The sequence below is a fragment of the Flexivirga caeni genome (genome assembly GCF_003724155.1).
GTDB classification, from domain to species: Bacteria; Actinomycetota; Actinomycetes; order Actinomycetales; family Dermatophilaceae; genus Flexivirga; species Flexivirga caeni.
The window spans coordinates 1-7155 of record NZ_RJJQ01000036.1 but is presented as its reverse complement, the minus strand read 5'-3'; the positions used below and the strand labels follow the sequence as shown (position 1 = coordinate 7155).

Genomic DNA, 7155 nt, shown 5'->3' with positions numbered 1-7155 from the left:
GAACTACTCATCAAAAATCAGGTTCCTCAACTCGCCCTGCAGGGGTCAACTTTGCTAACGGGCACTGGACTCAACTCACCTTGACACGCAGGGCCTCGGCAAAGTCTGTTTACGAGGTTGCCAGGAGTTCGATGGGGCGGTTGCTGTCGCGGGCGTGATGGCATAGGGCTGCTGCGATGCTGGCCCATCCGGCCAGGCGTAGCAGGCTGATCGCGGTGTTGCGTAGAGCTGCCATGACATGGGGTCCGGTCCCGTGGCGGAGTTGGTGACGGTCTTCGTCGAAGGTCACGTTGCGGACCCAATGCAACGCGTTGTGGGAGTCGGCCAGGGGCGCGGTTCCTGGCGTTTCTGCCGGGGCGTTTCCCCTGGCCGCTCCTCCGAACCCGGCGTGCCAGTTTCCCGGCACCGGGCTCTCCACGAGTCCCTCAGGCGGCGGGCGTCCGGGCGGGGTGTTGCCACGGAGTCGGGATTTGATCGCCCCGGTATCGGTAGCGGATGATCGCTACCTTCGCCGGTTCGAACAAGGTCACGTCTGCGGCGGCGAACGTCCACCGGTTTCCGGGTGTGCTGTAGGCGCGGGCCAACCATCGCCAATGCCGGCGCGGGTGCTTACGTCGCAGCCACTTCCACACTCGGTGCCACAAGTAGTTCCCGAGTTCACTGAAAGCGATCTTCGACGCCCGTGCCGGTAATAGTTGGTCCATCCCCGCAAGATCTGCCCCAACCGGGTGAAGACTGCTGCGGGGTCCTGGTTGATGGTCTGTCGTCCGGTCAACTCCTTGACCTTGCGCCGCACCGTCTTCACGGCCCGGTTGGAGGGGTAGGTGTAAACCCGACGCCGGTTCGTGCCCCACTGGGTGTGCCGCTGGACGCGGAATCCCAGGAAGTCGAAACCGTCGTCGATATGGACGGTGTGGGTCTTCTCCTCGGCCAAGCGCAACCCGATGAGGGCTACTACCTGACTGACTTCATCGCGTAGCGCGTTGGCCTGCTCGGCGGTGCCATGGACCATGACGACCAGGTCATCGGCGTACCGGACCAGCCGGTAGGTCGCGCCACCGTGACGACGGTGAGCACGACGCCCATCGCCACCTCCGTGCGCCGCCCACTTCGCGTCGAAGTGCTCATCGATCATGCCCAAAGCAATGTTCGCGAGCAACGGGGACAAGATCCCGCCTTGTGGCGTGCCCGACAGGGTGCCCCGCAGGACCCCGTTCCTGACCAGGCCCTGATTTCAGGAACGCCTTGACCAGGGCAAGGACCCGCTTGTCGCCGATCCGATCACGCACCCGACCCATCAGGACCGGATGCGAGATCTCGTCGAAACAGGACGCGATGTCGGTCTCGAACACCCATTGGTAGCCCTGTCGGGCGTGGTGCACGATGTCCTCGATCGCGTCCTGACACCGGCGGCCCGGACGGAACCCGTAACTCGATGAACTGAACCCGGTCTCGAAGATCGGCTCCAGCACGAGTTTCAGGCTTGCCTGAACCACACGGTCGGCCACCGTCGGGATGCCCAGGTGGCGCCTCTTCCCATTGGGTTTTGGGATGAGACGCTCACGCGCCGGCAACGGGACGAATGTGCGCGCCTTCAAATCGGCGCGCAACCGTGCCAGGAATCCGTCGACACCGTCGACGGATTCCTCGATCCCGGACGCGGTCCACCGGTCTACTCCGGCAGTCCTCGCCCCGGCGTTCGTCCGCACCCGGTGCCACGCTTCCCACAGGAACGCCGGATCGACCACAAGGTTGGACAGATCATCGAACACGCGGCCAGGATCGGCCGCTGCCCAATCGTGCAGCTTGGACTGAATCCTCAGTACCCGCAACCGCGCCGATTCCTCGGCACCGTCCGGAACGCCGGTATTCACCAGCGTGTCTCCTGCCATTTCCTCTCCTTGCTTGCGTGACTCGCTGCGGTCCTTCCCCATGCGGACAGCGTTACCGTCCTCGGAGTACTACGACCGCTCCGCCCCGCGTGTGGCCCATCAGCGGCCAGCGCGCCTGCCCGCCCACCCTCGAAACGAGGGCCGGGTGAGGGCGAGCCCCACACGGTTCCCATGTTCACTTTGTTCCGGTCGTAGTAGGAGGGACCCGGCTATACCCCGACGGTCTTCGTCTCGCCCGCAGTCTCACGAGACGACCTGCCCGTCACGCCCTCGAACGAGGCCATGACGGGCGGGAGCCTGCTTATCGAAAGAGCCCGGCCCGCACCGCTGTCCCGTCCCATATCCACCAGGTTTGAGAACGGTTCTGGGTAACGAGGCGTCAAGCACCGGTTCCTTGCGTATCCCACTACAACTCGTTGGCCGAGCCCGCACGGTCTGATAGTCCCCGCACGTCCCGACGGTGTCAGGGCCGCTTGCCACCACCACGCCCACGCTTCCTCCGGCGCGGCGGCTGCCCTCAACTTCTACCCGGCTGCTGCGACAGCCAGGCGATGGGGTCTCTCACCTCCATCCGGAAACAAAGCGCCTCATGGCGCACCTCGATGTGCCAGTGTCCTTGGATCCACGCGGCGATCTTTGCCGGTGATGCCTCGCTCATAGGCACCGAGCAGACGACGTAGACGACCTCAACATGCTTGCGGCCTTTGATGATTCGAGTCCGGCGGACTTGAGCGACTTGCGCGGCGCCGGGCCGGTCGATCCAGTCTGGGATCTCGATCGCCTTGATCGTGCGAGTGACCTTGCGCCCGTGGGAACGGTCACGGTAGGAGTGGGCGGGCACCTTCGCCCAGGGGAGGCGCTTGAGCGCGTTCCGCAGCCCGGGCTGGTTGGCCTTGACCGTCAGCAGATAGTCCGCGCCCCGCCCGGTCAACCATGCTGCGGTGCCACGCGGGCAGTGCAACGCGTCCGCAGTTACGACCGTGTCGGTCAGGTCCATTGGCGCCAGCAGGCATGTCAACTCCGGGATCTCGCTGCCCTTGTCCGGCACGGCCCGCTGAGCGAGCACTGCGCCCCGGTCGTGGTCCAACGCGGCCAGCAAATGCGGCATCACAGTGTCCACACCCCCGCCGCGCATGCTTTTTGCCGTCTACCGCGATCACCCGCCGACCGCCGGCTTGACCGATCCGGATGGCCATCCACGCTCCGATCCGCGCGTCCAGGTCTTGAGCGTCCAACCGTGCAAGCGTGCGCCGGATAGCGGACTCCGAGGGCAACACCACCTGGGTCCCAATCCCTAATCGGGAAAACGCATCCCGGTCCACCTCTGCCACCCCTCATCGACCGCGACCAGCGTCTTGGCACCAGCCAGCACCGCTGCCGCGGCCACTGTCAGCACAACCGGCAGCGCGTGCCGCACCCCACGCGGATCCCGGGGATCAGGCACCGTCGCGAACACCTCGACCAGCGGGATGCGAACAATGGGCGTCGTAGGAGAAGATGGCATAGCGGCGTGGGCTCCCTGGTCGCGTCGGTTGTGTGAGAACTCCCATCGTCACCACCAGCCCACGCCCACCTACCGCAACACGCCGCCCACGCCTACACGTTCCCGCAGGTCACAGCCCCACAAACCGACTTTGCCGAGGCCCTGCGATCTACCCGAGTTCACGGGCGGCGGTCAAACCGGAGTGAGGTGCCCGGGCGTCGGCCACAACGACATCTGCGTCGTGCTTCATTGTCCGGTGGCGGCGTGTCAGACACGGTTGCGTGATCTGAGGTCTCGCGATCTCCCCAATGCGTTTAAGCATCGCCATCTGAGGCATCGCTTCGGGGGCGGTGGGCAATAGTTTGCCAGAGGGGTTGACAGATGCGCTGACCAGCGGGATGCTAACTGAACTCATAACGAACCACGCGTACGATAAACGCACAGGAGACGGTGGTGTCCAGCAACTCAAATCCATCAGAGCAGGACGAAGGGACAAACGCTGCGACCTCCCTTTCCCCGGGGCCAGGGCCTGCACAAGCGGAAAACGGTGTTCAGAGCGAATCGCCATCGCGGGCTTCCTTCGGTGACCGCAAGCTCGGCCTCAGCCACGTCATCGCCCAGTCGCTGGCTACCAACGCCCCCATTTTTAATGCGATAACTTTCCTTCCGCTGATCGTGGGCGGCACGACCGGAAACGGAGCTGGCAGCGCCGTGCCGTTGTCGGTCCTATTTTCGGCCGTAACGATGTTCGGCGTGATGTGGACGTTGTCGCGGTTCTCACGCTACCTGGACACAACTGGCTCGGTCTACGTCTTCATCAGCCGCTCATTCGGAGACCGCACCGGTACCGCGTTCGGCTCGCTCAACTACCTCTCCATTGTCCTTGGTCCACTGACGCCGCTCATCTTCGGTGGGTATCTCCAGGGTTATCTCAGCAGTCAGTTCGGCATACACATCTCATGGTGGATACTGAGTCTCGGACTAATCGCAGTATCTGCTTTGATACTCGCATTGGGAGTCGGGATCTCCACCAGGATCCAGCTTGTTTGGATGCTGGTGGCAATGCTGGCGATCACCGCGTTCTCGGTCGTGGTGATCATCCGAAGCATCTCCGGAGGGGTGGACGCGCTGGCACCGTTCAATGTCCACTCTTCGCCGCATGGCTGGCTGGGAGTCGCATGGGGCATGCTTTACGGGCTGTTCATCTTCGCCGGGGTCGAGTCGGCGCAGAACCTGGCCGAGGAAACGCCGAACCCCAAACGATCGATCCCACGCGCCCTGATGATCGTCGTCGGCCTTCTCACGGTCTACTTCATGCTTGTCGCGTACGCAACCGTCCTCGGCTTCCACCTGGACGGCGACGCGATCGCGAAGGATGCGGCTCCCTTGCTGGCCTTGGCCGCGCCAGGGCACTACGGTGCGACCTGGCTGGTCGATGTTCTAACCGTTATGCTGCTTTTCGACATGTTCACACTGACATTGGGGACCTGTGTGTACGGCAGCCGGGGCTTGTTCGCTCTGGCCCGCGACGGCCGGCTTCCACACGCCCTAACCCGGGTGAGCGGCAAACGTCACGTCCCGACAGTTGCGACGGCAACGCCGGTGGTATGGATGGTTGCGCTGGTGCTTGGCACAGCAGTCGCCGGCTCGCTATTCGTTAAAACGGGTTCTCCGGCCTACTTGACGGTGTTCACCTGGATCGGTGGAATTCAGGGCCTGATCACTGCCGTCATCTACGGAACCGTGTGTCTGAGCGCGTTCGGCTGGCTACGCCGCAAGGACAGCCACGCCGCCTACCTGGTTGTGGCAGCCGGCGTGGGTGTGTTGTCCGCCTGCGGAATCTTGTTCTCGAATCTTTACCACGCCTCCGCGTCGATGTATGTGAATATCTTAATTGTAGCCGGCTTCTTGCTGTTTTCCTTCGTCCAGAGCACTATCCGTCGCCGTCGTGGGCAGTTCGGCGCCAGCGCGGCCAGTCTCGAGGAACTCGAAGAGATATGAGCCGTGAGGCCACAGCCATCATTGGGCCAGCGAACCAACCCGGAACCGAACTGATGCCCGTGAAGAGCGGCATCGACTCAAACAAGATCGAGCGGATGGCTAGCTCTCCCCTCGAACCAAACTCGCGAAAATCCATGGAGGACTACATGTCAGGGAACCAGTCCAGCTTCGACATCGGCAGCGCCTATCTGCGCAACATAGAGTCGGGTAAGGCCGCGGACTCATACCCGGGCGATTCTGGTCCCGAGAGCATCGGGGTCGTGACGGGTTTGGAGGGGTCTGACCGCGAACAGCTCGAAGGACTGTTGGCTGCTGCACGCGCACTGCGCCCGAAGCTCCGGGCGGAGCAGGCCGAAACAGAGAAGCGCGGCACCTACTCCCCGGAGATGCACCAGGCCTTTCTCGACGCGGGCTTCTTCCGCGTGCTGTTGCCCAAGATGTTCGGCGGTCTCGAGCTAGGTGTCGAGGCCTTCTACAAGGTGATCACCGAGGTCGCCCGGGGTTGCACGTCTAGTGCGTGGTGTCTCTGCTTTGCAGCCGGGCGCACGCTCACCCTCGCGTCCTACTGGCCGGAGAAGGCACAGAAGGAGATCTTCGGTGAGCACGGATATCTGGTCAGCCCGCTGTGCTCGAACCCGCAACCGGATGTGGTGATCACCCGCGAGGAGCGCGACGGTGTACGAGGGCTGCGCATCTCCGGAACCTGGAAGTACTGTTCTGGTTCGCCCTATTCAACGCATTTCATGCCTAACTTCACGCTGCCTTCGGACGGCGACGGCGAGCCGGACTCCTACGTTGCTGTGTTGCCGCGTTCGTCCTATACGGTGCTCGAGGATTGGGGAAGTATTATCGGCATGCGGGGGAGTGGGTCACACGGCATTCACGTAGAGGATGCCTTTGTGCCCGAGTGGCACGTTGTTGATACGTCATGGATGGCATCGATTTCGGGCGATACCCTAGGGTCTCGTCTGCACGGCAATCCGGTCTACGGCGGCCCCTTCATCGGTTTCGCAGAAGGCGAGTCTGCTGCGATCGTAGCCGGTTTGGGCTTGGCTGCCGTCGACGAGTACGAACGGGTCATCTCCACGAGCAGGGCCCCGTGGAGCGATGGCGATGCTCGGCGAAGCGAGCACCCGGTCTGGAAGGAGAAGTTCGGGACAGCGATGGCGTTGGTGGACTCCGCGGTGGCGATGTCTGCGCGCGGTGGTCAGCTTTACGAAGAGTTTGCACGGCGATCGGTTACAGGCTCTGAGCCGTTCAGCGCGGAGCGGGCACTGCGCTTGAACAATATGTACTTCATGGCGGAGAACCAGGTGTGGGAGGCGGTCGAGATGATGCTGCGCTCTTCCGGCTCTCGCAACTCCGCCCAAGGCTCACGCCTCCTGCGCTATTTCCGGGATCTTCTCGCCAGCCGGACAGTCTCCGACCAGTTCGAGCTGTTTGCCGTGTCCGCCGCCGAGATACACCTCGGCGTGAGCGCTGAGTCAGACCTGTAATTCAATCCCGGTACGGGTAGAGGCAGGCAAGGCCCCGGAAAGGTCGCATGTCAGCGGGTCAGCGCTAGTTTGATGGCTCCGTCGGGATGCCAGGCATGGTGTCGTAGAGCCGCGGTGATGTCCCACCCGGCCACGCGTAGGAGGCTGAGTGCCCTGCGTTGTGGCAGGTGGCCATGACCCGTGGCGCGTGCCCTGCGTGTCAAGGTGAGTTGAGTCCAGTGCCCGTTAGCAAAGTTGACCCCTGCAGGGCGAGTTGAGGAACCTGATTTTTGATGAGTAGTTC

General features: G+C 63.1%; 7 protein-coding genes. 2 read left to right on the top strand and 5 right to left on the bottom strand.

Features of this window, described 5'->3' with window-relative positions; genetic code table 11:
- Nucleotides 1-109: 109 nt before the first annotated feature.
- The 5 genes from EFY87_RS21425 to EFY87_RS19740 form a co-directional block, all read right to left on the bottom strand.
- Nucleotides 110-235 (bottom strand): hypothetical protein, encoded by a 126-nt coding sequence (locus EFY87_RS21425; protein ID WP_425459376.1) that lies wholly within the window; start codon nucleotides 233-235, stop codon nucleotides 110-112.
- Between the two features lie 291 nt (nucleotides 236-526).
- Nucleotides 527-1141: a group II intron maturase-specific domain-containing protein gene (locus EFY87_RS21235; RefSeq protein WP_484103575.1), complete on the bottom strand. Its 615-nt coding sequence runs from the start codon at nucleotides 1139-1141 to the stop codon at nucleotides 527-529.
- Nucleotides 1125-1892, bottom strand: coding sequence for a reverse transcriptase domain-containing protein (locus tag EFY87_RS21230; protein WP_281276229.1), 768 nt, complete (start codon nucleotides 1890-1892; stop codon nucleotides 1125-1127). Before EFY87_RS21230 ends, EFY87_RS21235 begins: the two co-directional genes overlap by 17 nt.
- A 517-nt stretch (nucleotides 1893-2409) precedes the next feature.
- Nucleotides 2410-3000 (bottom strand): ISAs1 family transposase, encoded by a 591-nt coding sequence (locus EFY87_RS19745; protein ID WP_158607735.1) that lies wholly within the window; start codon nucleotides 2998-3000, stop codon nucleotides 2410-2412.
- Nucleotides 3001-3186: 186 nt separating this feature from the next.
- Entirely contained in the window at nucleotides 3187-3396 is a 210-nt protein-coding gene (locus EFY87_RS19740; protein WP_123273203.1) for a transposase family protein, read from the bottom strand.
- A 432-nt stretch (nucleotides 3397-3828) separates the two neighbouring features.
- On the opposite strand from EFY87_RS19740, the gene EFY87_RS19735 reads away from it, so the two are divergent.
- A complete protein-coding gene (locus EFY87_RS19735) occupies nucleotides 3829-5376 on the top strand; it encodes an APC family permease (protein ID WP_158607734.1) in 1548 nt (515 codons plus the stop codon).
- Nucleotides 5377-5435: 59 nt separating this feature from the next.
- Nucleotides 5436-6872 (top strand): acyl-CoA dehydrogenase family protein, encoded by a 1437-nt coding sequence (locus EFY87_RS19730; protein WP_158607733.1) that lies wholly within the window; start codon nucleotides 5436-5438, stop codon nucleotides 6870-6872.
- Nucleotides 6873-7155: the final 283 nt, after the last annotated feature.